Annotated in this window: 27 protein-coding genes; 9 read left to right on the forward strand and 18 right to left on the reverse strand. The window is 57.5% G+C overall.

All coding sequences use genetic code 11. The annotated features are described in order from the left end of the window. Window positions 1-132: 132 nt before the first annotated feature. On the forward strand, window positions 133-672 hold the full coding sequence (locus C7H10_RS09370; protein ID WP_106694656.1) for an LPP20 family lipoprotein: 540 nt from the start codon (window positions 133-135) through the stop codon (window positions 670-672). A gap of 33 nt (window positions 673-705) precedes the next feature. Then, window positions 706-1,908, forward strand: a complete 1,203-nt coding sequence (locus C7H10_RS09375; RefSeq protein WP_106694657.1) for a flagellar assembly protein T N-terminal domain-containing protein — start codon at window positions 706-708, stop codon at window positions 1,906-1,908. A 2-nt stretch (window positions 1,909-1,910) separates the two neighbouring features. Here the strand turns inward: C7H10_RS09375 and C7H10_RS09380 are convergent, their stop codons facing one another. The 8 genes from C7H10_RS09380 to trhP all read right to left on the reverse strand — a co-directional run bounded on the left by C7H10_RS09380 (window position 1,911) and on the right by trhP (window position 10,191). Next, complete coding sequence (locus C7H10_RS09380; protein ID WP_072676361.1) at window positions 1,911-2,369, reverse strand: SufE family protein; 459 nt, start codon at window positions 2,367-2,369, stop codon at window positions 1,911-1,913. Continuing rightward, window positions 2,366-2,908, reverse strand: coding sequence for a putative Fe-S cluster assembly protein SufT (sufT, locus tag C7H10_RS09385; protein WP_058090505.1), 543 nt, complete (start codon window positions 2,906-2,908; stop codon window positions 2,366-2,368). Before sufT ends, C7H10_RS09380 begins: the two co-directional genes overlap by 4 nt. 117 nt (window positions 2,909-3,025) lie before the next feature. After that, window positions 3,026-3,382: a HesB/IscA family protein gene (locus C7H10_RS09390; RefSeq protein WP_058090506.1), complete on the reverse strand. Its 357-nt coding sequence runs from the start codon at window positions 3,380-3,382 to the stop codon at window positions 3,026-3,028. A gap of 12 nt (window positions 3,383-3,394) precedes the next feature. After that, on the reverse strand, window positions 3,395-4,648 hold the full coding sequence (locus C7H10_RS09395; protein WP_106694658.1) for an aminotransferase class V-fold PLP-dependent enzyme: 1,254 nt from the start codon (window positions 4,646-4,648) through the stop codon (window positions 3,395-3,397). Between the two features lie 4 nt (window positions 4,649-4,652). Then, the gene (gene sufD, locus C7H10_RS09400; RefSeq protein ID WP_106694659.1) at window positions 4,653-5,939 is read right to left on the reverse strand and encodes a Fe-S cluster assembly protein SufD; all 1,287 of its coding nucleotides are present in this window, start codon (window positions 5,937-5,939) and stop codon (window positions 4,653-4,655) included. Window positions 5,940-5,954: 15 nt separating this feature from the next. Continuing rightward, a complete protein-coding gene (gene sufC / locus C7H10_RS09405) occupies window positions 5,955-6,716 on the reverse strand; it encodes a Fe-S cluster assembly ATPase SufC (RefSeq protein WP_072676366.1) in 762 nt (253 codons plus the stop codon). Between the two features lie 194 nt (window positions 6,717-6,910). Next, on the reverse strand, window positions 6,911-8,359 hold the full coding sequence (gene sufB / locus C7H10_RS09410) for a Fe-S cluster assembly protein SufB (protein ID WP_106694660.1): 1,449 nt from the start codon (window positions 8,357-8,359) through the stop codon (window positions 6,911-6,913). A gap of 509 nt (window positions 8,360-8,868) precedes the next feature. Next, complete coding sequence (gene trhP, locus C7H10_RS09415; RefSeq protein WP_106694661.1) at window positions 8,869-10,191, reverse strand: prephenate-dependent tRNA uridine(34) hydroxylase TrhP; 1,323 nt, start codon at window positions 10,189-10,191, stop codon at window positions 8,869-8,871. 187 nt (window positions 10,192-10,378) lie between these two features. Between trhP and C7H10_RS09420 the strand changes: the two genes are divergently transcribed. Continuing rightward, complete coding sequence (locus C7H10_RS09420; RefSeq protein WP_072676369.1) at window positions 10,379-10,735, forward strand: helix-turn-helix domain-containing protein; 357 nt, start codon at window positions 10,379-10,381, stop codon at window positions 10,733-10,735. Here C7H10_RS09420 and fabB read toward each other — a convergent pair whose 3' ends face one another. Both fabB and fabA read right to left on the reverse strand, forming a co-directional pair. After that, window positions 10,736-11,947 carry a beta-ketoacyl-ACP synthase I gene (gene fabB / locus C7H10_RS09425; protein ID WP_072676370.1) on the reverse strand — a complete coding sequence of 404 codons (1,212 nt, stop codon included), beginning with the start codon at window positions 11,945-11,947 and terminating at the stop codon, window positions 10,736-10,738. Window positions 11,948-11,958: 11 nt separating this feature from the next. After that, on the reverse strand, window positions 11,959-12,468 hold the full coding sequence (gene fabA / locus C7H10_RS09430) for a bifunctional 3-hydroxydecanoyl-ACP dehydratase/trans-2-decenoyl-ACP isomerase (RefSeq protein WP_072676371.1): 510 nt from the start codon (window positions 12,466-12,468) through the stop codon (window positions 11,959-11,961). Between the two features lie 249 nt (window positions 12,469-12,717). Here fabA and C7H10_RS09435 point away from each other — a divergent pair, with 249 nt between their 5' ends. Next, window positions 12,718-13,251: an SRPBCC family protein gene (locus C7H10_RS09435; protein WP_106694662.1), complete on the forward strand. Its 534-nt coding sequence runs from the start codon at window positions 12,718-12,720 to the stop codon at window positions 13,249-13,251. On the opposite strand, the gene C7H10_RS09440 is transcribed toward C7H10_RS09435, so the two are convergent. Further along, complete coding sequence (locus C7H10_RS09440) at window positions 13,203-14,387, reverse strand: NnrS family protein (RefSeq protein WP_106694663.1); 1,185 nt, start codon at window positions 14,385-14,387, stop codon at window positions 13,203-13,205. The genes C7H10_RS09435 and C7H10_RS09440 overlap by 49 nt on opposite strands. A gap of 125 nt (window positions 14,388-14,512) precedes the next feature. Between C7H10_RS09440 and C7H10_RS09445 the strand changes: the two genes are divergently transcribed. Beyond that, a complete protein-coding gene (locus C7H10_RS09445; protein WP_106694664.1) occupies window positions 14,513-14,890 on the forward strand; it encodes a SirB2 family protein in 378 nt (125 codons plus the stop codon). Between the two features lie 5 nt (window positions 14,891-14,895). On the opposite strand, the gene C7H10_RS09450 is transcribed toward C7H10_RS09445, so the two are convergent. Further along, window positions 14,896-15,717 carry an ion transporter gene (locus tag C7H10_RS09450; protein WP_106694665.1) on the reverse strand — a complete coding sequence of 274 codons (822 nt, stop codon included), beginning with the start codon at window positions 15,715-15,717 and terminating at the stop codon, window positions 14,896-14,898. A 216-nt stretch (window positions 15,718-15,933) separates the two neighbouring features. On the opposite strand from C7H10_RS09450, the gene C7H10_RS09455 reads away from it, so the two are divergent. Then, on the forward strand, window positions 15,934-17,286 hold the full coding sequence (locus C7H10_RS09455; RefSeq protein ID WP_072676374.1) for a hypothetical protein: 1,353 nt from the start codon (window positions 15,934-15,936) through the stop codon (window positions 17,284-17,286). A gap of 28 nt (window positions 17,287-17,314) precedes the next feature. On the opposite strand, the gene C7H10_RS09460 is transcribed toward C7H10_RS09455, so the two are convergent. Beyond that, entirely contained in the window at window positions 17,315-17,773 is a 459-nt protein-coding gene (locus C7H10_RS09460) for an EVE domain-containing protein (protein ID WP_106694666.1), read from the reverse strand. An 18-nt stretch (window positions 17,774-17,791) separates the two neighbouring features. Then, on the reverse strand, window positions 17,792-19,405 hold the full coding sequence (locus C7H10_RS09465) for an MFS transporter (RefSeq protein ID WP_341865213.1): 1,614 nt from the start codon (window positions 19,403-19,405) through the stop codon (window positions 17,792-17,794). 17 nt (window positions 19,406-19,422) lie between these two features. Between C7H10_RS09465 and C7H10_RS09470 the strand changes: the two genes are divergently transcribed. Continuing rightward, the gene (locus tag C7H10_RS09470; protein WP_061332956.1) at window positions 19,423-19,884 is read left to right on the forward strand and encodes a universal stress protein; all 462 of its coding nucleotides are present in this window, start codon (window positions 19,423-19,425) and stop codon (window positions 19,882-19,884) included. 48 nt (window positions 19,885-19,932) lie between these two features. Continuing rightward, entirely contained in the window at window positions 19,933-21,438 is a 1,506-nt protein-coding gene (locus tag C7H10_RS09475) for an MFS transporter (protein WP_106694668.1), read from the forward strand. A 109-nt stretch (window positions 21,439-21,547) separates the two neighbouring features. Here the strand turns inward: C7H10_RS09475 and C7H10_RS19200 are convergent, their stop codons facing one another. The 3 genes from C7H10_RS19200 to C7H10_RS09485 all read right to left on the reverse strand — a co-directional run bounded on the left by C7H10_RS19200 (window position 21,548) and on the right by C7H10_RS09485 (window position 24,781). Further along, entirely contained in the window at window positions 21,548-21,745 is a 198-nt protein-coding gene (locus C7H10_RS19200; protein ID WP_167392889.1) for a hypothetical protein, read from the reverse strand. A gap of 58 nt (window positions 21,746-21,803) precedes the next feature. Further along, the gene (locus C7H10_RS09480; protein ID WP_106694669.1) at window positions 21,804-23,396 is read right to left on the reverse strand and encodes an MFS transporter; all 1,593 of its coding nucleotides are present in this window, start codon (window positions 23,394-23,396) and stop codon (window positions 21,804-21,806) included. Window positions 23,397-23,665: 269 nt separating this feature from the next. Next, complete coding sequence (locus tag C7H10_RS09485) at window positions 23,666-24,781, reverse strand: NnrS family protein (protein ID WP_106694670.1); 1,116 nt, start codon at window positions 24,779-24,781, stop codon at window positions 23,666-23,668. A 183-nt stretch (window positions 24,782-24,964) separates the two neighbouring features. Here C7H10_RS09485 and C7H10_RS09490 point away from each other — a divergent pair, with 183 nt between their 5' ends. Next, the gene (locus C7H10_RS09490) at window positions 24,965-25,528 is read left to right on the forward strand and encodes a YIP1 family protein (protein WP_106694671.1); all 564 of its coding nucleotides are present in this window, start codon (window positions 24,965-24,967) and stop codon (window positions 25,526-25,528) included. A 27-nt stretch (window positions 25,529-25,555) separates the two neighbouring features. Here C7H10_RS09490 and trhA read toward each other — a convergent pair whose 3' ends face one another. Continuing rightward, on the reverse strand, window positions 25,556-26,233 hold the full coding sequence (gene trhA / locus C7H10_RS09495) for a PAQR family membrane homeostasis protein TrhA (protein ID WP_244178242.1): 678 nt from the start codon (window positions 26,231-26,233) through the stop codon (window positions 25,556-25,558). Window positions 26,234-26,268: the final 35 nt, after the last annotated feature.

Here is a 26,268-nt window from a genome sequence, read left to right on the forward strand (position 1 = left end):
AAGGCAGACTGTTGCCGCTTTCCCAAGGGAGAAAGATCGTTGATTTTGAAAAAGCAAGTAACATCATTGGGTTGCTGATGCTGGCGTGATTTTTTCATGGGTACTGCAAAAGTGTTTTCCGGAGACAAGATAATGACACTGCGATGGACTCTCGTGCCTGTTCTGGTTTTTACATTGGCAGCCTGCGCGCCGGTGGGCAGCTATCAGAACAGCTCGCAGGATACCCGTACCGAATTTGAACCCATCACCGTTCGGGTCAGTGGTTTTGGCACCTACCAGGATGTCCGTGAAGACCGCGTAAATCCTCGAAAGCGGTTGATGGCCAGGCGTGCTTCGCAGCTGGATGCCTATCGGAACCTGGCTGAGCGGGTATACGGTACGGTGATTTACGGCAGCTCCACGGTGAATGATTTTGTCGTTAACAATGACAACTTCCGCACCTATGTAGACAGTTATATACGCGGTGCACGGATGGTGGCGGTGAACGAGCACAGCGATGGTGTGATTGAGACAGTGATGGAGCTCAAGCTGGAACCAAGGTTTCGCGAGTGCGTTTCACGGGTGCTGGATGATCAGGTTCGGGATCAATGCATGATCCCCATGCCGCGTCAGAACGACCGGGTAGGGGATGTGGAAACCCGGCGCACCCAATCACTCTATTATCTGGATTAATCCTCTGATGCCCTGGCGGAAGGCGGGAGAAGTATGAAAGCCATTGTCCTATTGTTGCTGTGGGTCTGCTCGGGCGTGGTCAGTGCCGCTGTGCTTGAGGGAGTGGGCCATGCCAATATCCGGGAGAACAATCTGGACCAGGCCCGCGCCGAGGCCCGGCAGGCGGCCATGCGTGATCTCGCTTTGCAGTACGAAGCCAGCGTAAGCACCCAGGATACGCTTGAAAACGGTGAGCTGACCAAGTCCCGAACGCGACTTTCGGCCACGGCCCAGTTACGTAACGCCACCATCGTGGATGAATACCGCAGCGGCAACCTTTTGCGGGTGGTGGTGCGGGCCGAGATGGCGGATGCTTCCGGCACCGAAAGCTGCAAGGCCGGGGAGGCCTCCGGGCTGCGCAAGCGAGTCGCGGTGACAGGCTTTCCGATTGTCCGGCCGCAGCAGGGAGGGAATCCGGGGCTCGATGACGCCGGAGAGAAATTGCCGCAGGCACTGATTGCCCGCCTGCAGTCTCAGGGCAGAATGCAGGTGTTGGGTTCTACCTCGTTGCAACTTTTCAGCGATTTGCCAGACGCTCCGACCTCGCGCCAGAATCTGGCGGCGAATCATCTGACCAATGTGGTCCAACTGGCCCGGGAGCTCGGCGCGCAGTTTGTGGTGTCTGGCGTCATCAGGGATATCGGTGTGGCTGACCCCAATGCCTGGGGCAGTTCCATCGTGAACCGAATGCAGCGGGGGATCGGGCTGGTGGATACCAGTCGCCGGTTTGAAGCAGAAGTGATGGTGTTCGATGGCTTCAGCGGTTCGCCGGTATTTCGTCAGCGGTTTGAAACCTCGGCCCGATGGGACCCAAAAGGTGCCGGCACTGGTGGCTTTGCTTCGGCAGGCTTTGAAAAATCGGAGTGGGGGCAGGCGGTGTCTGGCGTGATTGATGACATGGCGATAGCCGTTAACAATGCGCTGGCGTGCCAACCGTTCATGGCCCGTGTGACCCGTGTTGAGAGCAACCGTGTGACCCTGGCTTCCGGCGCGACGGCCGGGTTACGGCCAGGCGACGAGCTCAATATCTACCGCAGTCAGCGTTATTTCGACTCACTGGACGGCACACCCGAGCTGACGGATGCGAAGGTGTCCATTACTCTGGATAACGTCCACCCGGATTTCAGCACCGGTCGCCTGCCGGTGACCGGTGGCCAGGTGAATATCCAGAGGGACGATATTGCTATAATCTGGTGAGATCAGGCGGCTTCGGCCGCCGCGATGTCCCGGATCTTGCCGACCATCGCCCGCAGGCCGTTACCCCGTGTCGGGGAGATATGGCGGAACAGATCCAGCTGTTCGAATAGTTCATCGATGTCGGTGGCGAGCAATTCCCGGGGTGTTTTGCCGTTCAGGGCCACCAGAATAATGGCTGCCAGACCGCGCACGATGATGGCGTCTGAGTCGATCAGCAGGAAGAGTTTGCCGCTGTCCTCATCGTGATGGTGAACCAGCCACACCTGGCTCTGGCAGCCATGCACGTAATTCTCTTCTGTCCGCTCGTCATCCGGGAACGCCGGCAACTGTTTGCCCAGGTCTACGATGTAGGCGTAGCGCTCTTCCCAGTCGTCCAGAAACTCAAAGGCATCCAGAACGTCTTCCAGGGTGGTTTTGGTGCCCAGGGGGTTGTCGAGGAATTGTTCCTTGCTGGCGGTCATAGCATTCCCAGTTCGAGTTTGGCTTCATCGGTGAGCATATCGTTGTTCCAGGGCGGATCAAAGGTGAGCTCTACCGTTACCTTGTCGACATTGGGGACATGCTCCACCTTGGTTTGCACATCGTTGGTGATGACCGGGCCCATGCCACAGCCCGCGGCGGTGAGGGTCATCCGGATATAAACGTGATTGCCGTGTTCAGTGCCGTTTTCGATCTTGCACTCATAAATCAGGCCCAGATCCACCACGTTGACCGGGATTTCCGGGTCGTAGCAGTTGCGCAGGGCTTCCCACACCTGGTTTTCGTTGATGGTGCCGTCTTCCGGGGTGTCAAAGCTGCTTTCCAGGGGCTGTTTGCCCAGGGCGTCTGCGTCGTGGCCTTCAATACGGGCGAGGTTGCCGTTCACCGCGACGGTAAAGGTGCCGCCAAGGGACTGGGTGATGGTCACGAAGGTGTCCGACGGAATCATGATTTCCGTACCGGAAGGCACCAGCCGGGCTTCCACTTCGCGTTTTGTCAGTACGACTTCGCGTTCTTGCATGCTCTATCAGCCTTTCTAAAGCTCTTTTGGCCACAGACGGCACTGACGAACACGGACTAAAAAAACCTTTATCTTTCCGTCCGTAATGGTCCGTGTCGTCCGTGGCTAATTTGTATTTCAAGCTACCGTAAAACTCTCACCACACCCACACTCCGCGGTAGCGTTGGGGTTGCGGAAGCGGAACAGGGAATTAACGCCCTCAGTAACAAAATCGATTTCAATACCATTCACCAGTGGCAGGTGTTCCTGCTTTACGAACACATCCACACCGTCGATGGTAAAAATACGGTCATCGGATTCCGGGGTTTCTACCCACTGGGTTTCATACTTGAAGCCGGAGCAGCCACTCTTTTTGATGGCCAGGCGAATGCCCTTGGCTTCCGGCTTTTTATCCAGTTGTTTGCGAACGTGTTTGACCGCCGTCGGGGTCATGGTGACGTTCACATCGCTTGGGGTGAAGACTTCGGCTGACATGTTTCCACCTCCTCAGGTAAACAGGCGCTGGATCTTTTGCAGGCCGGTAAACAGTTTCTCGACCTCTTCCAGCGTATTGTAGAACGCAAACGAAGCCCGGGCTGTACCGGGTACTCCGTAGAAATCCATTAATGGCATGGCGCAGTGATGGCCGGTGCGGATGGCAATGCCTTGCTGGTCCAGCAGGGTGCCTATATCGCTTGGGTGCAGGCCCGCAATCTTGAAGGACATTACCGGTACTTTCTGCCTCGCGGTGCCGATAATCTCCATGCCCGGAACCGTCTCTACCAGCTCGTTGGCACGGATAAGCAGGGCATTTTCAGCCGCTTCCATGGCCTGGCGGTCCAGCCCGTCCAGATAGTCTATCGCGGCCGCGAGGCCGACGGCCTCGGCAATTGCCGGGGTGCCAGCTTCAAACTTGTAGGGCAGAATGTTCCAGGTGGTGCGCTCGAACGACACCCGCTCAATCATCTCGCCTCCACCCTGATAAGGGGGCATTTCTTCCAGCAGTTCTGCACGGCCATACAGCACACCGATGCCGGTGGGGCCGAACAGTTTGTGGGACGAAAACACGTAGAAATCGCAACCCAGCGCCTGCACATCCGGCTTGAAGTGGGGCACGGCCTGGGCGCCGTCAATCAGGGTGATCACGCCCTGTTTCTTCGCCTGTTCGATCAGTGGCGCCACCGGGTTTACCGTGCCCAGCACGTTGGATACGTGGGTAAGGGCCAGCACGCGGGTACGCTCGTTCAGCAGGCTGTTGAACGAATCCAGGTCGAGCTCACCTTCGGGGGTCACCTGCACAGGTACCACTTTGGCGCCGGTGCGCTCGGCGATCATCTGCCACGGCACGATGTTGGCGTGGTGTTCCATATGACTGACCAGGATCTCATCGCCGGCTTTCAGGCGCGGAGCCAGGCCATTGGCTACCAGATTAATGGCTTCGGTGGTGCCCCGGGTCCAGATGATCTCTTTGGTGCTGGGGGCGTTCAGGAAGTGCCGCACGATTTCCCGGGCACCTTCAAAAGCCGTTGTGGCGCGGTCTCCCAGGGTATGGGCGCCTCGGTGCACGTTCGAGTGCATTTCCCGGTAATAGCGATCCATGGCATCCAACACCGCCTGCGGCTTCTGGGCCGAAGCGCCGTTGTCCAGATACACCAGCGGCTTCCCGTTGATTTCCTGTGCCAGGATCGGGAAGTCTCGGCGGATGGCTTCTACATCAAACGCCGGGGAGTTGGTGTTCTTTACCACGGACAGGTCAGTCATGCCCTCAGGCCTCCTGAAAGGTTTGCTCAAAGAAATCGTTGAGCCGCGCCTGGGCAGTTTCGCGCACGGCTTCCACCGGAATCTGCTGCACCAGCTCGTTGATAAACGCCATAGTCAACAACACGTTGGCTTGCCGGCGGCCAATGCCGCGGGATACCAGATAGAACACCGAGGTTTCATCCAGCTGGCCAATGGTGGCACCGTGTGCGCACTTGACGTCGTCCGCATAGATCTCCAGTTCCGGCTTTGTATCGATCTCTGCACCGTTAGACAACAGCAGGTTTTTGTTGTTCATATCCGCGTTGGACTTCTGGGCGTCCTGGTGGATATGAATCCGGCCGTTAAAGATGGCGTGGGATTGGTCCGCAGCAATGTTGCGATAGGTCTCTTCGCTGTTGCAGTGGGCGGCCACGTGGTCGATGGAGGTGTGGTTGTCGTAATGCTGTTTGCCTTGGGTAACCACCACACCGTTAAGCTTGGTTTCGGCCCCTTCACCTTCCAGGCGAACCTGCAGGTCGTGCCGACGCAACGGGCCGCCGAAGCCCACGCAGTGGCTTTCGAAACGGGAGCTGCGCTGCTGCAGAACACCGGTGGCGCCAATGTGCTGAACGTTCTCGCCTTCCATGTTCAGGCGAATGCTGGTGATGTTGGCGCCATCAGCCAGGTTGAATTCGGTAACGGTGTTAACCAGGGCACTTGCGTCACCACTGGAAATGTATTCCTCCACCAGCGTCATCTGGCTGTTGGCACCGGCTTCCACGTATATGCGCGGATAGGCCGAACCACTGGCATCGGCAGTGGTTTCGTGGATCACAAACAGCGGCTGGTCGAGCACGGCACCTGGCGCCAGGCGAATAAACAGGCCGTCCTCAAAGCGGGCGCCGTTCACGCGGGCGAACTGTGCCTGATCGTGGTCCAGCGTGCTGCCCAGTTGCAGTGACACCGCCTTGGCATCGTCTTCATCCAGGTCACTGAAGCTTTGGATGATAATGCCGTTCAGGTCTGGGTATTCACTGGCTTCCGGGATCATCACACCGTTGTTGAAAACAACCTTGTAACCCGGCACCGCCAGGCTGTTGCCGCCTTTGCCTTCAGCGGGCAAGGAGATGGCCATATCGTCGGCCAGCTTCAGGTACTTGCTTGAATACTTCCAGTTCTCGGTTTTTCGGGTCGGCAGTGGCATGTCCACCAGTGCGCTGGCCCGTTGTTTACGCAGCGCCAGCAACGGCTCCGGCAAAGATTGCCCGGCCGGGTGCAGGAAGGCGCTGGAAAGCGTGGGTACTGATTTCATTCCGCGACCTCCTGATCAGTTGCTGGTGTCTTCGTCTTTGATGCCCAGCCAGCCGTAACCTTTCTCTTCCAGTTCCAGGGCCAGCTCACGGCCGCCGGACTTGATGATCTTGCCGCCGGCCAGCACGTGCACGTAGTCGGGCACAATGTGGTTCAGCAGGCGCTGGTAGTGGGTCACCATCAAAATGGCGCGATCTTCGGAGCGCAGGGCGTTAACACCATCGGACACCACTTTCAGGGCGTCGATGTCCAGGCCGGAGTCGGTTTCGTCCAGAATGGCCAGTTTCGGCTGGAGCAGCAGCGCCTGCATGATTTCGTTGCGCTTTTTCTCGCCGCCGGAGAAGCCTTCGTTGACGCCACGCTTGAGGAACGCCGGGTCCAGGTCTACCTGTTTGGAGACTTCCTTGGCCAGTTTCATGAATTCCGCGGCGTTCATTTCTTCTTCACCCCGGTGCTTGCGCATGGCGTTCACAGCGGTGCGCAGGAACTGAAGGTTGCTGACGCCGGGGATTTCCACCGGGTACTGGAATGCCAGGAAGATGCCTTCGCGGGCGCGCTCTTCGGTTTCCAGGTCCAGCAGGTTGTCGCCATTGAGGGTGACTTCGCCGCTGGTGACTTCAAATGCGTCGTTGCCTGCCAGAACCTGTGACAGGGTACTCTTACCAGAACCGTTCGGGCCCATGATGGCGTGAACTTCCCCGGCTTTGATCTCCAGGTTGATGCCCTTGAGGATTTCTTTGCCCTCAACGGAGGCGTGCAGGTTTTTGATGCTCAGCATTTGTACGCTTCTCTCTTTTTAACCGTCTGAATTCTTTTCCTGCCCCAAGTATGGGGGAGTCAGCCATCAGGGTGTCCCTTCCGGGATACGCTGTGAATACGTCCCTGTACGCTCGACAAAATCATCCCTGATTTTGACGATCCCGGAAGGGACACCCTGACGGCTTCCGTGATACTTGTGTGTATGCCGTCTCGTTAACCAACGGAGCCTTCAAGGCTGACTTCCAGAAGCTTGCCGGCTTCCACGGCGAACTCCATCGGCAACTCCTTGAACACTTCCTTACAGAAACCGTTCACGATCATGGACACTGCCTGCTCCGGGTCGATACCACGCTGACGGCACAGGAACATCTGCTCGTCGCTTACCTTGGAGGTGGTGGCTTCGTGCTCCACGATGGCCGATTTGTTCTTGCTTTCGATGTACGGGAAGGTGTGGGCGCCGCAGCGGTCGCCGATCAGCAGCGAGTCACACTGGGTAAAGTTACGGGCACCTTCCGCGCCCGGGCCGAATTTTACCAGGCCGCGGTAAGCGTTGGAGCTGCGGCCGGCGGAGATGCCCTTGGAGATGATGGTGCTCTTGGTGTTCTTGCCAAGGTGAATCATCTTGGTGCCGGTGTCGGCCTGCTGGTAGTTGTGGGTGAGGGCGACGGAGTAAAACTCGCCGACGCTGTTCTCACCGCGCAGCACGCAGCTCGGGTATTTCCAGGTGATGGCGGAGCCGGTTTCTACCTGGGTCCAGGAGATCTTGGAGTTCTTGCCGATGCAGGCGCCGCGCTTGGTCACGAAGTTGTAGATGCCGCCTTTGCCGTTTTCGTCGCCCGGGTACCAGTTCTGTACGGTGGAGTATTTGATCTGGGCGTCGTCCAGGGCAACCAGTTCCACCACTGCTGCGTGCAGCTGGTTTTCGTCCCGCATGGGGGCTGTGCAGCCTTCCAGGTAGCTTACGTAGCTGCCTTCTTCGGCGATGATCAGGGTGCGTTCGAACTGGCCGGTGTTGGCGGCGTTAATCCGGAAGTAGGTGGACAGTTCCATGGGGCAGCGGACGCCCTTCGGGATGTATACGAAGGAGCCATCGGAGAACACTGCGGAGTTGAGGGCGGCGAAGTAGTTATCGCCGGCCGGGACCACGCTGCCCAGGTATTTTTTCACCAGTTCCGGATACTTCTGTACCGCTTCTGAGATGGGGCAGAAGATCACGCCGGCTTTTTCCAGCGGTTCTTTGAAGGTGGTGGCCACAGAAACGGAATCGAAAACGGCATCAACCGCAACGCCGGCCAGTTTGGCCCGTTCGTGCAGGGGGATACCCAGTTTTTCGTAGGTGCGCAGCAGCTCCGGATCAACGTCGTCCAGGCTCTGGGGCATGTCTTCTTTCTTCTTGGGCGCCGAGTAGTAGGAGATGGCGTTGTAGTCGACCTTCGGAAAGTCAACGTGGGCCCATTCGGGCTCGTCCATTTCGAGCCAGCGACGGTAGGCTTTCAGGCGCCATTCGAGCATGAATTCCGGTTCCTGTTTGATTTCAGACAGGCGGCGGATTACATCTTCATTGAGGCCGGGTTCGAAGGTGTCGGATTCAATTTCAGTGACGAATCCGTGCTCGTATTCCCGTTTGATCAGCTCTTTCACCTCGTTGTCGGTGGTCGCCATGATCGTCGCTCCGTAATTCTCTCATCTTGGGCATGGTGCCCTGTGTTTCGCCGAGCATACCTTTGGCTGGGTGGTGTCGGCGGATGTCATCTGTTTGCTGGCGTTGCAATGGTCGCTCGTGTCCTTGAGTACGCCCTGCAATCGGTTTTTGGATGACGGGAGAGGGCATTTGGGCCGGTTTCCCGTTGCTTCTGGCGAGCGATTATACAATACCAGAGTATTTTAGTCAGGTATTAAATCGGTTGTGTAGGGATTATACCTTAATCGGCCCTCGGGGCACTAAGGGGGCGGTTATTGCCTTGATAGACTTTGGTTTGTTTTCTGGCCTGGAGTCTGGGCTTTTGTAGCTTTCAGGATTGGTTTGGTCGCCGGGCGGGTACGCCTTCCCAAAACACGCTGTGGATACGTCCGTGTACGCTCTGCTCCGCCATCCCTGGCTCCGCAAGGTTTTGGGAAGGCGTACCCGCCCAGCTCCGGCGACATTGCGCGGACCGCCACTAAGCTCCTCTTTAACTCGCTGGGCTATCAGGGAAAATCTTGGTCAGGTAAGTGAAGTCCAGCTTCTCCGGCAAGTTATCTGGCCTGGGGATTTTAACGATGTGACCGCTGCCCGGGGCGTAGTCCATGGCTTCGCCGTGGCGGTTTTCCATGGTGTCGGCGCTGAAGCGCAGGTTGCCGGCGGGTGTGATGAGTTCGAGTTGGTCGCCGGGGGCGAATTTGTTTTTGACGTCGATGGTGAGCCATCGGTCATCCGCATCGGTAATGGTGCCTACTACCTGCTGGGTGCCGAGGTGGGAGGAGCCCTGTTCGTAGGTCTGGTATTCCTGGGGTACGTGGCGGCGGAGGAAGCCTTCGGTGTAGCCGCGGTTCGAGAGGGCTTCGAGTTCGTTCATCATGTGCATGTCGAAGGGTTTGCCGGCGAGGGCGTCGTTGATGGCCTGGCGGTAGACCTGGGTGGTGCGGGCAACGTAGTAGGTGCTTTTGGTTCGGCCTTCGATTTTCAGGGAGTGGACGCCCATGTTGACCAGTTCGGCGACGTGCTGGACGGCGCGGAGGTCTTTGGAATTCATGATGTAGGTGCCGTGTTCATCCTCGTAGGCGGGGATAAAGCCGCCTGGGCGGTTGGGTTCTTCCAGGAGGATTTCTTTCGGCTCGAAGGTTTCCACGGCGTCGGCGGAGGTGGCGATCAGGTCGCCGGTCTGGTCGTGGCTGTGTTGTACCGGTTTGTAGTTCCAACGGCAGGCGTTGGTGCAGGCGCCCTGGTTGGCGTCGCGGTGGTTCATGTAGCCGGACAGCAGGCAGCGGCCGGAGTAGGCCATGCATAACGCGCCGTGTACGAAGACTTCGAGTTCCATTTCGGGGACTTTTTCACGGATCTCGCGGATTTCGTTCAGGGCCAGTTCCCGGGAAAGGATCACCCGGTTGATGCCCTGACGGCGCCAAAATTCGACGGTGGCCCAGTTGACGGCGTTGGCCTGGACTGAAAGATGGATCGGTTGGTCCGGCCAGTGTTCCCGCACCAGCATGATCAGGCCCGGGTCGGACATGATCAGGGCGTCGGGCTTATGCTCCAGCACTGGCGCCAGGTCTCGCAGGTAGCTGCGCACTTTGTCGTTATGGGGGGCAATGTTGGAGACCAGATAGAACTGTTTGCCAAGTTCGTGAGCCCTTTCAATGCCAGCGCCAAGGGCTGCAATGTCTTTGAAACTGTTGTTCCTTACTCTCAGCGAGTACCGTGGTTGGCCGGCATAGACGGCATCGGCGCCATAGGCGAAGGCGGTTTCAAGGTGTTCGGGGGTGCCGGCGGGCGCGAGCAGTTCCGGGGTGGTCATGGGGGCTCCGGGTGGTTCTGGTAATCAGTGGTTGCAGGAAGGGCATCATGAAAAATGTGGATTTTGCCCTAAACTGAGTGCATCGCCATTGATCTTGCTCAAAGGTCGTATTGATTGATCTCGGCTAACATGTGTACGCTGACAAACTTTCACAGTGGATTAAAACAGAATGGCAGGGGGAATTGGCATGGCATCGGAGCCTCTGGGGCCTGAGGTTTCAAAGCGTTCGTTGAGTAATCGGGTCAGTGTCCTGATCCGGCTTCAGTTGGCGCGTGGCAAGGTGGGTGTGGAGACGGTGGCAGGGCAGCTGAATATGAGCCGCTACACGTTGCACAAGAAGCTGCGGCAAGAGGGGCTGACGTTTGCGTCGCTGCTGGAGCAGGTGCGCCGCGAACAGGCCATCACCTATATGAAGGATAAAACCAAGCCGCTGGTGGAGATTGCCGAACAGCTTGGTTTTTCGGAACTCAGCGCATTCAGCCGGGCTTTCAAGCGCTGGATGGGCACTCCGCCGGCTGAATATCGCTCGCTCAGGCTGTCCTGATCAGACTTTCTTGAAAATCAGGGTGGCGTTGGTGCCGCCGAAGCCGAAGCTGTTGCTCATCACCAGATCCAGGTTCTGGTTGTCCTGGCGTTCCCGAACGATGGGGTAGCCTTCGGCGCCTTCGTCCAGGTTCTGGATGTTGGCAGACGGGGCAATAAAACCTTCCCTTTGCATGATCAGGGTGTAGATGGCTTCGTGCACGCCAGCGGCACCCAGAGCATGGCCGCACAGGGGCTTGGTGGAACTCAGTGGCGGGATCTTGTCGCCAAAGGTGTCCTTCAGAGCTTTCAGCTCGGTGATGTCACCGGCCGGGGTGCTGGTGCCGTGGGTATTGATGTATTTGATCTCACCGCCAGCCTGCGCCATGGCCTGCTTCATGCAGCGAACTGCACCTTCGCCGCTCGGGGCGACCATGTCGGCGCCGTCTGAGGTGGCACCAAAGCCAACCAGTTCCGCGAGAATTGTCGCGCCGCGGGCTTCTGCGTGCTCCAGGGATTCGAGTACCAAAGCACCGCCACCGCCGGAAATAACAAAGCCGTCGCGATCCGCATCGTAGGTGCGTGAGGCCAGTTCCGGGGTGTCGTTGTACTTGGTGGATAGAGCACCCATGGCGTCGAACATCAGGCTCAGGGTCCAGTGAATGTCTTCACCGCCACCGGCGAGCATGACTTCCTGACGACCCAGGGCGATCTGGTCTGCCGCGTGGCCAATGCAGTGGGCACTGGTGGCGCAGGCAGAGGTGATGCCGTAGTTGATGCCGGTAATGCCAAAGGCGGTGGTAATGGAGGCGTTGATCGCGCTACCCATGGTGCGGGGTACCCGATAAGGGCCAACGCGGCGAATGCCTTTGTCGCGATGGGTGTCGATGGCGTCCAGAAGCTCTACGGTAGAGGCACCGCCGGTACCAAACACCGCGCCGGTACTGTTGGCACGAATCTGTTCGTCGGTCAGGCCTGCCTGCTCGATGGCTTCTTTGGCTGACAGGTAGCAATAGCCGGCCGCCGGGGACATAAAGCGCCAGATTTTTCGGTCGATCAGTTCCGACAGGTTCAGGTCGATCTTGCCGGCAACGTGGCTTCGCAAGCCGTTGTCCCTGGCCTCTTCACTGAAGGCAATGCCGGAGCGGGATTCCCGAAGGGACTGGGCTACTTCTTTCTGGTTGGTTCCGAGGCTGGAGACAATCCCCATGCCGGTTACAACAACGCGACGCATCGTGCTAACTCCTAAAAGTCATCAGTAGATGTGAACAGGCCAACCCGAAGGTCTTTGGCGGTGTAGATTTCCCGGCCGTCGACTTCCATACGGGCATCCGCAATTGCCATGGTCAGCTTACGGCGGATGAGGCGTTTGATGTCCAGGCGGTAAGTAACCTTTTTGTTGGTCGGCAACACCTGGCCAAAGAATTTCACTTCGCCGGCACCCAGGGCGCGGCCTTTGCCTTCGCCACCGGTCCAGGCCAGAAAGAACCCTACCAGTTGCCACATGGCGTCCAGGCCCAGGCAGCCAGGCATCACCGGGTCACCCTGAAAATGCACTTTGAAAAACCAGAGGTCCGGATTGATGTCCAGTTCAGCAACCAGGCTACCTTTGCCGAATTCACCGTCGTCTGCCGCAATGTGGGTAATGCGGTCTACCATCAGCATTTCATCGATGGGGAGGCGCATATCGCCAGGGAACAGTTCGCCATGACCACAGCGGATCAGGTCTTCTTTCTCAAAGTGATCAGGATACATATTGCCTGTGTCTCTGTTGCAGAATCATTTCCTCTACTTTAGCGCCTATCGCCAGAAGAGCTATTGACCTTTAGTGGATGATAGCCGGCGTGAAGTTCCCCTTGGTTCACAATTAGTTCGCAAAAATCCTGTTTTGATAGTCATCAAGGTGCTCGCACGGGCGGCTTGCTACTTTGGTCGCGCCTATGGGCTTTGCTTTCAGTTGACAGCCTGGTTACAGAAAACCGGGCTTGTAAAGGGGGTGACAGGATGGATCAGGAAACCATTGATGGCCAGTTAACACCGATGAACGGCCGGATTGCTGCCACGCTTGTGCGGGCTCTTGACCACTCACCGGAAGCAGTGTGGAGGATGCTGACGGATTCTGTCTGCCTGGCCCAGTGGCTGGCGCCAGGAATGTTGGAAGCAAGGCGCGGTGGCCGGGTGCAGCTGGATTTCGGTAACAGTGGCACGCCCATTGACTGCAAGATTACTGCCTGTGAACCAAACCGTTTACTGGCATACTCCTGGAGCGCCGGGGATGCGCCGGAGCGGCCGCTGGAGTGGCGCCTTGAGCCTGAGGAGGGCGGCACACGGCTGACGTTGACCCTGCTGCTGCCAGATGATGAGCTGGTTCCTATTGCCTGTGCCGGGTGGGATGCCCATATGGAAATGCTGATGGCCGCCCTGGAAGGCATCAGCATACATTTCCCGGCGGACCGTTTCCGCCGGGCGCGAGCCCGGTTTGAATCTATTTACCCCTCCCGGCCATCGGCCCTGGGGCTGGCCAACACGCCGGTGTAGCGGACCAGGAAAATGACATAGGCGATCACCCACAGGGCTGTGCTGGTGCCGATGCCGGGGTGCCAGGGGATGACATCAAATGCCGTGACAACTCGAATAACCGCTGCCAGTTGAACCGCCACAAAAGCCAGCACCATACCCTTGGGCAGAACCAATGGGCGGCCGGTGTGGCCGAGGGATACCCGGGCGATTACCCCCAGAATCAGGCAGCCAACAGCGCCGGTTCCTGCCGCGTGGGTCCAGGCATTGCTTGGCCAGCCTGCCAGCAAAGAGCCGGCGAGCAGCAATAGGGCCACCGGTACCCAGAGAATGGACAGGTGCAGTATCCACAGCAGGGGCTCACTGCGTACCAGCCAACCTTTCCAGTTCGCCAGGCGAACCAGCATCAGCACAGCAGCCACCACCGCCAGCATGGCGGTTACCGTTTGCCACCCGGTAATCAGTGAGGCCATCAGCAGGATCATGGAGAACACCGCTGCCATATCCAGGGCTGGAATCATTTTGACAGCCTCGGCGTTGCCGCCTCGCTGGCGAAGCCAGCCGGCGGAGAAGGCAGGTGTAATACGGCCGCCAATGATGCTGATCAGGGCCATGGCCATAATCAGCGCGCCATAGCTGAAGGACATATCCAGCCGGGTCACAAAGCCGATCTGCATCAGCCAGAGCAGCCCCAGTACCACCAGTATCATCACCTGCCGTTTCTGCCGGGCTTTCCAGACGCGCCAGCCGGCATCGATCATCACCAGCGGCAGAAAGGAGAGGTTAACGCCCTGTACCAGCCATTCCGGCAGGTTGCCGCCAAAGGCCAGAAGCAAGCGGCCAGCCAGCCAGACGCCCCAGAGACCCACCAGCAGGGAGCCATGGGTGCGTTCGGTTTGGGTCCAGACACACACTGCCGTCAGCAGAAAGCCAGCGATAGCCGCAGACAGGAAACCGAACAGCATCTCATGCTGATGCCAGAACAGGCCCGGCATAGCCAGGGGCAGCCGCACCGTGCCGGACACCTCCAGCACCCAAAGGGGGATGGCGACAATAGCCAGTACAGTCATGGACAGGAAAAAAATCCGGAACGGGTAACTGAAGAGCTGGCTGACGCTGGCTGAGGCGCGCTCAGGAGAGGCTGGAATGGACTGCATAACTAATCTCCCAAATACATGTATATGCAGTATATGTTAAAGGTGATGGGATTGAGAAACCATACCTGCTTGGGGGTATTTTGCGTACAATGCGAGCATCATTTTGATTAGGAAAGGAATGTTCTATGAGTGCCTACGTATTGCTGAAGATGCTGCATATGGCCACCGCCTACCTGACGATTATTCTGTTCGCCCTGCGGTTGGTTCTTGATGCGGCGGGTCGACCGGGCTGGCGGCAAACCCCGATGCGGTTTATTCCCCACATCAACGACACCATTTTGCTGGTGTCTGCCATCTCCCTGTTGTTTGTGGTCGGTTACATCCACGCCATGCCGGGCTGGCTGATTGCCAAGATCGTGCTGCTGATTGGTTACATTATTGCCGGGGTGTTTGCTCTGAAAACCACCGTGGCCAAACCGGTGCGGATTGTCGCTTCTATTCTGGCCCTGGCCCAGGTGCTCGCGATTCTTCACCTGGCCATGGCCAAACCGTTCTTTGGCTAAAACGCCTATTTCCTCTCGCTGATCTGCCTGGTCAGCTCCTGGAGCTGCTGTTGAACAGCCTGTAGCTGGCGGGCGATCTCGTCTCGCTCGTCGTGGGCTTTCTCGGCTTCCTTGGCGTTCTGCTCTTCGCCCATCACTTCCAGTATTGCCCCGATCATCATGTTCAGAAACACAAACGCCGTCAGGAATATAAAGGTGAGGTAGTAAATCCAGCTTAACGGGTAGACCTCCATTGTGTCGTACATCACGTCAGTCCAGTCTTCAAAGGTCGCGACCCGGAACAGGGTGAGCATGGCGATGGATACATCCCCCCACAAGAACTCGTCAATATCGGCAAAGAACATGGAGCCCATGGCCGCATAGATGTAAAAGATGATGAACATCAGCAGGGCGATGTAGCCCATGCGGGGAATGGCTTTGAGCAGAGAGTTGATCAAAAAACGCAGCTCAGGCACCACCGATACCAGTCGCAGCACCCGGAACACTCTTAGCAGGCGGCCGAGCAGCACCGCTTCGGCGTTATCCAGAGGAATCAGGCTGCCGATCACCACCAGGGTATCAAACAGGTTCCAGCCATCGAACAGGAAGCGTTTCTTGTTCTGGCAGACACCAAAGCGGAACAGGATCTCCACCAGAAAGAACAGGGTGATGGCGTTGTCCAGAACGCTCAGGCTTCGCTCCACCAGTGGCGGGACATCGTAGGTTTTGGCACCGATGGTCAGTGCCGAAAGAATGATGATGGCAATCACCGCGCCCTGAAAGAGTTTGCTGGACTCAATGCGGCGCAGTTGCTCAAAACCGGAAACAGGGCTTAGTTCGGACGACATGGCAAACAAAGGCTCCAGAAAATTCGCGAGGAGCCGGATTCTAAAGCGCCGGGAGGGTATTGGGTAGCCTGAATGTTGATCAGCATTGGCCTGTGAGAGATGTATGCATTTTATAAACAGTGCTTATTTCACATGATCAGAATTATTCATTCGTGCTATGAGGAAAGGGTTTCCATAATCAGGTGACTCACAACAAATACAAGAGAGTGACTTCCCATGGCAGAAAGACCTGAGTTAGCCGGCTGGCGCTGGGGCCCGTTTACCTTCCGCGTGCCGTTCTACCACACCCGGTTATGCTGGTCGGAGTTTCTGCAGGGGCTCTTTGTCTCTGCGGCGACCGGCCTGGCTTTGATACCGGTGATGACAGCCTTCTTCGGTTTGAGTTTTGAGGAGGCGGTTGCGCTTTCCATGATTCATGCCTCCTTGATTGCTTCGGCAGTCATTGTTTTCGGCGAACCCTACGCGGGGGGCTGGATAACGCCGGCGCTGCCGCTGATCCTGGCGTTTGTGATTGGCGGTTACGACGACCCCTCCAGCCGGTTTCAGGCCATGACTGCCCTGAGTCTGGTGTTTGCCTCCCTGGTTCTGATGCTGGGCATTACCGGGTTGGGGCGGCGATTCATTATCTGGTTGCCGGATACCCTGAAAGCCGGGATTATCCTGGGTGCCTCCATTGCCGCACTCAAGCGGGTGTTCGTGGATGATGCCGAGCGTTTCCTGCTGGAGCAGCCAATTGCCACCGGGTTGGCCTGCGCCATCTGTCTGATTTTCACTTTCTCAGTGCCTATGCAAAAGCTCAAGGCTCGAAGCCGGTTCTTCTTCATGCTGGGGGCGTTGGGTTTGTTGCCGGGCTTTCTGGCCGCCGCAATTATCGGGCCGCTGGTAGGTGAGGTGAGCTTTGATATCCAGTGGGGCTTTGTCGTGCCGCCGTTGGGAGAGGCGCTGGCCAAGGCATCGCCACTGGTCAATGGCTGGCCGTCACGAGAGATGATCATCCAGAGTATTCCGCTGGCCCTGATTGCCTATATCATCCTTTTCGGTGACCTGGTCACCGGTAACGAAGTGCTGCGGGAAGGCCTGAAAGTCCGCAAGGACGAGCACATCGACATTAACCTGAACCGTACCCACTTTTCCCTGTCGATTCGCAACGCCATCATGGGCATTGTGGCGCCGTTCTTCCCCACTCAGGGCGCCGTGTGGACCGGCGTGCACGTTATCGTGGTCCAGCGCTGGAAGCAGGGGCCCAAGTCCATGAACAGCCTGCACAGTGGGCTGGCGTCTTATTACCTGATGGGCCTGCCGTTTATTTACTTCCTGCTGCCATTGCTGACTGGGCTCAAGCCCCTGCTGGGCGTGGCGTTGTCCCTGACTCTGGTGCTCACCGGCTTTGCCTGTGCCTACATCGCCATGTCGATACCCCGGGATAATGCATCACGGGGCACTGTGGTGCTGATTGGCGCGGCGCTGGCGTTTTTTGAACCCTGGCAAGGCTTGTTGCTGGGTGTAGTGGCTACTCTGGCATTGGTCGGCTGGGACCGGAGCCCTGACCCGATTCCCCACGACGAATGAGGTGGTGCACAGGCTGGATCAGCAATGGCTATCCAGCCTGTTTCAGAATGATCTGCCACTCTTCATCACTGACCGGCATCACCGACAGCCTGCTGCCTTTTTTGACCAGTGGCAGGTTGTCCAGCCCCGGAAGTGATTTCAGCTCATCAAGGGGGATCAGGCGCGGCAGTTTACGCTCAAAAGCCATATCCACCGCCTGCCAGCGGGGTTTCTCCGGCGTGCTTTTGCTGTCGTGGTAGGGCGATTCCGGGTCAAACTGACCAGGGTCTGGGTAAGCGCTCCGGGTGACGGTCACGATGCCGGCAATACCAATGTGCTTGCAGCTTGAGTGATAGATAAACACCTCATCACCCTCCGCCATCTGTGCCATGAAATTGCGCGCCTGGTAGTTGCGCACGCCGTCCCAAGGGATGCTGCTGCCGGACTTGGCGGCAAAGTCGTCAATACTGCATTCCGAAGGCTCGGTTTTTACCAGCCACTTGGCCATGGGTAAGGTCTCTCGTTGTCAGGACTGTGGTGGCGGCTTCACCAGCGGTGCCTCCTGGTGCTGCCGGCTGAGTGGGTAGAACAGTTGCGGCGAGGCCAATTCCGGCAGGTCTGTGCGTTCTTCATGGGCCGCCCACTCGGCCCTTTCAGCCTTGCGAATCGCATAGTGCATCCAGGCCAGGGCAGTGGCGACAATCATGAACATCAGCATGAAACTGCTTTGCCAGATGCCGGTCATGTCGTTCAGCACACCGAACGCCAGTGGCAACAGGAAGCCGCCGATCCCGCCAATCATACCGACCACACCGCCTACCGCGCCAACATGCATAGGGTAGTACACCGGGATGTGTTTATACACGGCCGCCTTGCCCAGGGACATAAAGAACCCGAGCACGAAGGTCAGCACCACGAACACCACAAGAGTGATTTCGAAACTGAAGCGGATGTCGCCCTCAATGCCGTGGATAACGTACTCCGTTGGCGGGTAGCTGAGCAGGAAGGTGCATATCACTGAGGCCGTGAAGGTCCAGTACATCACCCTGCGGGCGCCGTAGCGGTCAGATAGCCAGCCGCCGAGGATGCGGAACAGGGAGGCGGGCACCGTGTACATGGCAGCAATCATGCCGGCGGTCTGGATGTTTAGCCCATAAACCCCAATCAGGTAGTGGGGCAGCCAGAGCGCAAGCGCGACAAAGGCGCCAAACACAAAGAAGTAGTAGAGCGCGAAACGCCAGACCCTGAGCTCTCTCAGTGGTGCCATCTGCTCGGCAAAGGATTTTTGCTCGGCCTTGGCCCGTGCCTGGGCCAGCGGGTCCGTTTTTGCGAACACAATAAAAAACACCCCCATCAGCGCCAGTACCAGGGCGTAGATCTGGGCGGTTTTTTCCCAGCCGAAGGCAACCAGTAAAAAAGGCGCACCAAAATTGGTGACCGCCGACCCCACATTGCCCGCACCAAAAATACCCAGTGCCGTGCCCTGTCTGGCGGGCTCGAACCAGGCAGCGGTGTAGGCGACCCCCACGATAAACGCGCCGCCGGCCAGGCCAACGCCCAAGGCGCCAAGCAGCATCATGGGGTAGGTGGTGGCAAAGGTCAGCAGGTAAACACAGGCTGCCGTCGTCAGCATCAAGATGCCGAATACCCAGCGTCCACCGTAACGGTCTGTCCAGATGCCCAGAAACAGGCGGCTGATAGAGCCGGTCAGAATCGGGGTGGCCATCAACAGGCCAAGCTGGGTGTCGGTCAGGCCCAGCTCTTCGCTGATACGGATGCCGATGATGGAAAAGATGGTCCAGACCGCAAAGCAGAGGGTGAACGCAAAGGTGGATAACCCCAGCGCCCGGTACTGGTCTTTGGGTGTCGGAGTGGTGGTCATGGCCGCTCTCGAACGGTGTGAATGGCTTCCGGTAAACGATATCAAATATGTTGGTTTGGCTTCTGGTGCATTGGAGGTACCTCCTGCTGGGTGCAGTGGTGGTATGGGTTCTGGGGCGATAACGCGGAAGGGGATAGCTGCAGGATTTCTCTGGTGGGGTACCCGCAGAGCCTCTTGATGTACGTCAATTATGGGGCCCGCGCGCTGTGGGGTAATGCGGAGGAAAGTCAAAGTCCTGCCGGATGCCGCCGGCGGCAAATGCCTCGGAGAACCCCATGAACATCATGATTGCCTACGATGGTTCCAGAAACGCCAGGCTGGCCTTGGCCCAGACCATCACCATGTTTCGCGCACTGTCGCCCAGGCTGACCCTGGTGGCGGTGGCAGAAAATCCCCGGGATATCACATCCAGTAACGAAGACCTGTTCCAGGAAGAGGTCAGTGAGCTCAAGGGCCACCTCAAGGAGGCGCTGGAAGTGTGTCAGAGCCAGGGCGTGGAAGCAGAAACCATGCTGCTGGATGGCGATGCCCGCAAGATGCTGCTGTTCGCAGCCGAGAAAAAAGTACGGCCCGACATGCTGGTACTGGCTCGCCACAGCCATGAGCCTGATGGCGGCTTTATCGCCCGTTCCCTGACCTATTTCGTGGACGAACTGGATTACATGACCTTCGGCAGCGTCAGCTCCTTCTTGGCCCGCCGTGTCCAGTGCCCGCTCCTGATTCTTCCCAGCCGCTGAAATGGCCGGGTTTCTGTTCCCCCTTGTTGCTAGCCCCGGAGGCTCAAAATGAAAGTCGCTGACGTTTTCCGCGTCCGCAATCCGGAGATCAGGGCCCTGCACCTGACCTGGATTGCGTTCTTCATTACCTTTTACGTCTGGTTCAACATGGCGCCCCTGGCATCCAGTATGCTCAAAAGCGTCGACTGGTTGACCAAAGACGATCTACGCCTGTTCGCCATCTGTAACGTCGCGTTGACGATTCCTGCCCGAATCATCGTCGGCATGGCTCTGGACCGATTTGGGCCGCGCCGCGTGTTCTCGGTGCTGATGGTGTTGATGGCCATCCCCGCCCTGGTGTTTGCCTTCGGTAACACCATGGCCCAGCTGCTGATCAGCCGTCTGGTGCTGAGCTCCATCGGTGCCAGCTTCGTGGTGGGTATCCACATGACCGCCATGTGGTTCAAGCCCAAGGACATCGGCTTTGCCGAAGGCTTCTACGCCGGCTGGGGCAACTTCGGCTCTGCGGCTGCGGCGATGTCTTTGCCGACCATCGCCATCACCATGTACGGTGGCGATGATGGCTGGCGCTGGGCGATTGCCCAGAGTGCCATTGTGATGGCCGGTTACGGCATCTGGTACTGGTTTGCCATTACCGATGGCCCGGAAGGCACCGTGCACCGCAAGCCACGCAAGGCGTCTGCCATGGAAGTCAGTAGCTGGGGAGACCTGGTCAAGCTGATTCTGTGGACTATTCCGCTGATTGGCGTGCTGGCCATTCTGGTGTGGCGCATCCAGAATCTTGGCTATCTGAGCCCGACCGCAGCCGCAATCTGCTACGCCGTGATCTTCGCTATTGTTTGCTATCAGATTATCCAGATTCTGCGGGTGAACATTCCGATCCTGAAGAAAGGTGTTCCGGAAGACGACAAATACCCGTTCAGCAGCGTGGCTGCCCTGAACAGCACCTATTTCGCCAACTTTGGTGCCGAGCTGGCGGTGGTCTCCATGCTACCGATGTTCTTCGAGGAAACCTGGAGCCTGAGTGCCACTGCGGCGGGTCTGATCGCGGCTTCCTTTGCCTTCGTTAACCTGCTGGCGCGCCCGATGGGTGGTCTGGTGTCTGACCGTATGGGCAACCGCCGGTTTGTCATGCTCAGCTATATGTTTGGTATTGGTCTGGGCTTTGCGCTGATGGGGCTGCTCAACTCCAACTGGCCGCTGATCATCGCCGTGGGAATCACCGTATTCACCTCGTTTTTCGTGCAGGGTGCAGAAGGCGCCACCTTTGGCATCATCCCGTCCATCAAGCGCCGGCTGACTGGCCAGATTTCCGGTATGGCCGGGGCCTACGGTAACGTCGGGGCGGTGGTCTACCTCACCATCTTCACCTTCGTAACACCGTCTCAGTTCTTCTTCATTATCTCTGCCGGGGCGTTCATCAGCTGGGTGCTGTGTATCCTCTGGCTGCAGGAGCCTGAAAGCGCGTTTTCTGATGAGTACCATGTATCTTCTGTGGATCTCCAGATTGAAGAGGAAGAGCGCCAGAGAGCGGCACTGCTTGGGGCGAAGTAATGCCTTAAAGCTCGAGCAATCCAAGCCCGCCACGGAGCAATCCTGGCGGGCTTTTTTGTACTTGTGATAAACGGATGGTCAGGGTTTTTCGAGCGACCCTGCATTTTGATCAACGGTTGGATGGACTGGATGTGGTGATGGTCTGCCATGCTTTCCAGAGGGCGGTGCGACTGCGCTGGTTGTGTGTTTTTGAGGTGTGTAGGGGGTGATAGGGGGTGGTTTTGCGATGCTGCAGGCGCTCGTCAGAGGCTTCAGGTGGGCGTTGTTGGTCCGGGTGCCAGCGTTTGACGGCAGGATGTCTGGGCACAAAAAAGCCGGCCCTTGTGGGGCCGGCAAACAGAGGTCTAACGCGTTGGTTGGTGCAATTACGGGTTTTTGATGTAGGCGTTCTTGCGCAGGTAGAACCACCAGTTAACCACCAGGCATACAGCATAGAACACGGCGAATCCGTACATGGCGACCTCGGGTGTGCCGGCCTTGATTTGCTGACCCATCACAATCGGAGCAATGAACGCACCGTAGGCGGCAACCGCTGAGGTCCAGCCCAGAACCGGGCCCTTCTGTTGTTGATTGAAGATAAAGCCAATGCTGCGGAAGGTAGAGCCGTTACCGATGCCGGAGGCGGCAAACAGCAGGATGAAAAGACCCAGGAACAACGGGAAGTACCCGTTGGGATCCGTTGAGTTGTAGGCCAGCATCATCACATAGCCGGTAGCAACGGACGCGACCACCATGATCATGGAGATGATCTGGGTAACAATGGAACCGCCCATCTTGTCAGAAATCCAGCCGCCAACCGGGCGAATCAGGGCGCCAACAAAGGGGCCCATCCACGCCCAGGTAAGAGCACTCGGACCGTCGGGATTGCTTACCCGGGTAACCGTGCCGTCGGCGGCCACTTCCATCATGTTGCCAAAAATAATGCTGATAGACAGCGGCAAGGCGGCGGAGAAACCGATGAATGAGCCGAACGTCAGGATATACAGCACCGTCATGGACCAGGTGTGCTTGTTGCTGAAGATGGCGAACTGGTTTTTGATGTTGGGCTTGATGTCGCCCGGAATCAGGCGCAGAAGCACCACAGTGAGAACGATGGTCAGGGGCAAGGCGACCCACATGCTCATGATCGACAGCGCCCAGACGCCAACGATGGACGCCAGGATACCAACGCCATACAGCCCGAGAATCTTGCCGAACGCGGAAATGGGGGAGCCTGGATTCGGAGTGACAACTTTCAGGTTGTTCATGCCAAACCAGCCGGCAAAGGCGAGTGGGATCAGGAAGACCAGCCAGATGAAGCCTGCGTTCTGAATCCAGGTTTCGGTACCTGCCTCAATACGGCCGATCAGGGTACCGCTGGCGCTTTGAAGTTCCAGCGGCCCGCCGGCGAGGGCACCGAAGACGCCAACTGTCATCACCAGCGGAATCAGGATTTGCATGGTGGTTACGCCGAAGTTACCCAGGCCGGCATTCATGCCCAGGCCATAACCTTGCTTGCTCTTCGGGTAGAACGAGCTGATGTTGCTCATGGAACAGGCAAAGTTACCACCACCGATACCGGACAGCAGTGCCAGTGCCTGGAATACGATGAACGGAGTGTCCGGATTCATCAGGGCGACACCGGTACCGAAAGCCGGAATCATCAGCAGTGCGGTGGTCAGGAAGATGGTGTTACGGCCGCCGGCGATCTTGATCATGAACGAGGCGGGAATACGTAGGGTAGCCCCTGCAAGGCCGGCCACTGCCGTTAACTGGAAAAGCTGATCCGTAGAGAATGAAAAGCCCAGGTTGGCCATCTGGGTGGTAATCATGCCCCACATCAGCCAGATGGCGAAGCCCATCAATAGGCTGGGTATGGATATCCACAGGTTGCGGGAGGCAACTTTCTTGCCTTCCCGTTCCCAGAATTCCTCATTCTCGACATCCCAGTGTTCAATGTCTGCGTTGGTTTTTGCCATGGTGTTTGCTCCTTGGTGACAACATGCCGGAGCCACGGTCGTCGTGGTTTACGGACTATGAGCCCATTGTGCAAACGAAGCCGCAGAACCATTCTTGATAAATATCAGTGAAAAATTCGGGTGCCTTGAGCTAGCCAGGCGGTGCTCAGTGCGCTTTGCTCAAGTAGTCAATAAATTTATTTAAAACAGTGCCTTATATGGGTGGTACTTCGTCGGTGGTAGGTGGAGAGCGAAACGGTGCAGTAGAGGTAGCCAATGATTTCCAGGCTTTACAGGGCGCGATTTGAGGAACTTTTGCTGAGCAGGAACAGCGCCAGTAACTGGCTGGCCAAACCGGCAAAGACCAGAGCCCAGACGCCACTGGCCAGCCAGAGCAAACTGGATTGAGAGTACGGCGCGTCACCAGTGAGATAGCGGCTAATAGCAGCAATGGCCATGGCACTCGCCAGTACCAGCACCTGCCAGGCCGGAGGGAAGGTGCGGCAAGCCCGTTGCCAGGCCAGCCGCAGCATGACACTGCCAGATAAAGTACCGAGGGCGCCAATAGTGATCAGGTGCAGGGCCGGCACCAATGATTGGCCCGTAAACAGGTGAACCCCTGTGGCCCCGGCTCCCGCAGCCAGCCAGAGGTAGCCGAGAGCCAGGACCAGAAGATCCTGCCTGTCGGTGCAACGCCAGAGCTTCCAGCGGACCGTTCGGACAATGATCAGGGTGGCGGCTAGCAACAGGAGGGCACCGGATATCAGGCGGGTGCCAGAAAAAGGCAGACAAATCATTACGAGGGGCAGCACAATCAGCAAAGCGCCCTCAATCCGAGGCTGAACCCTGGCTTCCAGGGGGATGCCCCGTTTCTCCAGGGTGCCAGCCACCGCCGGCGCGATGATTCGGCCCCCCATAAACGTCATCAGCAACATCAGGCCCAGAATGGCGACTTCCATCAGGCTTCTTTTGGTCAGCACCGCAGGTATCCAATCCGTCAGGGCATAGGCCAGCGCCAGCAGGCACAGAGCCAGGATCAGCGGTCCGGCAATTTTGTTGCGCCATTTTTTGGCAGCCTGAAAGCGCGGCACTACCTGCCAGGCCAGCAGCAGGGCAAAGGCCGGGCTGAGCAGCTGACTGAGTAGCCACTCCGGAGCCAGCAGCCAACTGAACCGGGCAGCAAGCCAAAGGCCAAACAGGGGCGCAAGTAGTCTCCAGGGTTGCGGGCCGAGGGTATAACCGGCAATCAGCGCCAGGGCAAAGCCAAAAATCAGTTCGTGCCCATGGCCGGCACCCAACAGGCCCGGTGGCCAGCCGGTTCCGGACAAGACTGAAAAAAGCGACAGCGGTACAACCAGGGCTGCCCATAATGCGGCAGCAGGAAAGAAAAGCCAGAAAGCATGCATCGGCTTGTGTCTTTGATAAGCATTCATGCGGTGTGCGTCTAATGGGCATTGGAGAACGGTTGTGCCGGTAGCTTAACCCTGGTTGGCACTTCCGGAAGATGATCCAGGTCATGAGTCTGACTATGCCCGGCGATGATTTGGGTATTAACTGTTATTAAAATCGTTCAGGACATGAGGGGTGCCATGAACATAACCCAGCTTCTGAGTTTGCCATTCTCCGGTAACGGAGTTTGGCAGGATTTGAAACGACTGGACCTGTCTGTGCCTTTTCTGGCGTGGGTAATTGTTGTTCCGATGTCGTTTTTGCCCCCGGTGTTGCTGTACTACGCCGGTACCCATTATGGCGACAGCTTCATCAGTGGATTTGCCGAAAAAGAGTGGCGCTTTATTACAACGATTCTGTTTTTGGCGGAGTTGCTCACCTTTTTCGTGATGGGGTGGTTGATCCGGTCGGTTCTTCATGGCCACAAGCTTGATATCGAGTATCAGGATGCCTACCTGTTGGCGGCCATAGCGCCTTTGCCTCTGTGGTTGTCTTCCCTGGCACTACTGGTGCCAGTGTTGGCGGTTAGTGTTGTGGCGGTGATGGCTGGACTAGTTTTGTCCTGTGCCCTTGTTTATCAGGGCGTACGCTCGCTCTGCCATCGTAGTGACAATGATGTGGTCACCATGTCAGCTACCTACACAATCATGGCGGCGTCTCTGCTGGCCTGGGGGATTCTGATGGCACTCATCTGGGCATTCTGACCAAGGCGCAGCCGAGCCTGAACCTGTTCAGACGGTGTGGGGCAGAACACCGAAATAGATGGCGCTGAAATGGCAGGCACTGCCGCCGATGACAAACAGGTGCCAGATGGCGTGCATGTAGGGAATACGGTCAGCCAGATAGAACGCCACGCCGGCGGTGTAGACAATGCCCCCGGCGATGGTCAGGTAGAGGGCGGTTTCGCTCAGGTTGGCGACCAGATCGGATGAGGCGAAGATGATCAGCCAGCCCATGGCCACGTAAATGCCCACCCTGGCCAGCTTGAATCGGTTCTTGAAGATTACTTTCAGCACCACCCCGGTCAGCGCCAGGGACCAGATGACTGCAAATAAAGTCCAGCCGGTGGTGCCGCGCAGATTGACCAACAGGAAAGGTGTGTAGGTGCCAGCGATCAACAGAAAGATGGCGCAGTGATCCAGGGTTTTGAATGCGGTTTTCAGTTTCGGATGGCGGGTGCCGTGGTAAAGCGCAGAGGCCATATACAGCAGAATCAGGGAGGCCCCGAACACGCTGAAGCTGACAATCTTCCAGACATCCCCCATCTGGCTGGCGCCCACTATCAGGGCGACAGTTCCGATAACGCTGAGAACAGCGCCAAGGCCGTGGGTAGCGCTGTTAATCCATTCCTCGATGCGGTTGTGGAGGGATTCTGCGGTGGTCTGGGCCTGGTTCATAGGGATATTCATCTGCGGTTGTCTGTACGAACGGAAAGTATAATGCA

Source organism: Marinobacter shengliensis (assembly GCF_003007715.1).
GTDB lineage: Bacteria > Pseudomonadota > Gammaproteobacteria > Pseudomonadales > Oleiphilaceae > Marinobacter > Marinobacter shengliensis.

Coding starts and splice junctions, on each gene's coding strand:
- C7H10_RS09370 (WP_106694656.1), top strand. CDS start 133: ATGACACTGCGATGGACTCTCGTGCCTGTTCTGGTTTTTACATTGGCA.
- C7H10_RS09375 (WP_106694657.1), top strand. CDS start 706: ATGAAAGCCATTGTCCTATTGTTGCTGTGGGTCTGCTCGGGCGTGGTC.
- C7H10_RS09380 (WP_072676361.1), bottom strand. CDS start 2,369: ATGACCGCCAGCAAGGAACAATTCCTCGACAACCCCCTGGGCACCAAA.
- sufT (WP_058090505.1), bottom strand. CDS start 2,908: ATGCAAGAACGCGAAGTCGTACTGACAAAACGCGAAGTGGAAGCCCGG.
- C7H10_RS09390 (WP_058090506.1), bottom strand. CDS start 3,382: ATGTCAGCCGAAGTCTTCACCCCAAGCGATGTGAACGTCACCATGACC.
- C7H10_RS09395 (WP_106694658.1), bottom strand. CDS start 4,648: ATGACTGACCTGTCCGTGGTAAAGAACACCAACTCCCCGGCGTTTGAT.
- sufD (WP_106694659.1), bottom strand. CDS start 5,939: ATGAAATCAGTACCCACGCTTTCCAGCGCCTTCCTGCACCCGGCCGGG.
- sufC (WP_072676366.1), bottom strand. CDS start 6,716: ATGCTGAGCATCAAAAACCTGCACGCCTCCGTTGAGGGCAAAGAAATC.
- sufB (WP_106694660.1), bottom strand. CDS start 8,359: ATGGCGACCACCGACAACGAGGTGAAAGAGCTGATCAAACGGGAATAC.
- trhP (WP_106694661.1), bottom strand. CDS start 10,191: ATGACCACCCCGGAACTGCTCGCGCCCGCCGGCACCCCCGAACACCTT.
- C7H10_RS09420 (WP_072676369.1), top strand. CDS start 10,379: ATGGCATCGGAGCCTCTGGGGCCTGAGGTTTCAAAGCGTTCGTTGAGT.
- fabB (WP_072676370.1), bottom strand. CDS start 11,947: ATGCGTCGCGTTGTTGTAACCGGCATGGGGATTGTCTCCAGCCTCGGA.
- fabA (WP_072676371.1), bottom strand. CDS start 12,468: ATGTATCCTGATCACTTTGAGAAAGAAGACCTGATCCGCTGTGGTCAT.
- C7H10_RS09435 (WP_106694662.1), top strand. CDS start 12,718: ATGGATCAGGAAACCATTGATGGCCAGTTAACACCGATGAACGGCCGG.
- C7H10_RS09440 (WP_106694663.1), bottom strand. CDS start 14,387: ATGCAGTCCATTCCAGCCTCTCCTGAGCGCGCCTCAGCCAGCGTCAGC.
- C7H10_RS09445 (WP_106694664.1), top strand. CDS start 14,513: ATGAGTGCCTACGTATTGCTGAAGATGCTGCATATGGCCACCGCCTAC.
- C7H10_RS09450 (WP_106694665.1), bottom strand. CDS start 15,717: ATGTCGTCCGAACTAAGCCCTGTTTCCGGTTTTGAGCAACTGCGCCGC.
- C7H10_RS09455 (WP_072676374.1), top strand. CDS start 15,934: ATGGCAGAAAGACCTGAGTTAGCCGGCTGGCGCTGGGGCCCGTTTACC.
- C7H10_RS09460 (WP_106694666.1), bottom strand. CDS start 17,773: ATGGCCAAGTGGCTGGTAAAAACCGAGCCTTCGGAATGCAGTATTGAC.
- C7H10_RS09470 (WP_061332956.1), top strand. CDS start 19,423: ATGAACATCATGATTGCCTACGATGGTTCCAGAAACGCCAGGCTGGCC.
- C7H10_RS09475 (WP_106694668.1), top strand. CDS start 19,933: ATGAAAGTCGCTGACGTTTTCCGCGTCCGCAATCCGGAGATCAGGGCC.
- C7H10_RS09480 (WP_106694669.1), bottom strand. CDS start 23,396: ATGGCAAAAACCAACGCAGACATTGAACACTGGGATGTCGAGAATGAG.
- C7H10_RS09485 (WP_106694670.1), bottom strand. CDS start 24,781: ATGCATGCTTTCTGGCTTTTCTTTCCTGCTGCCGCATTATGGGCAGCC.
- C7H10_RS09490 (WP_106694671.1), top strand. CDS start 24,965: ATGAACATAACCCAGCTTCTGAGTTTGCCATTCTCCGGTAACGGAGTT.
- trhA (WP_244178242.1), bottom strand. CDS start 26,233: ATGAATATCCCTATGAACCAGGCCCAGACCACCGCAGAATCCCTCCAC.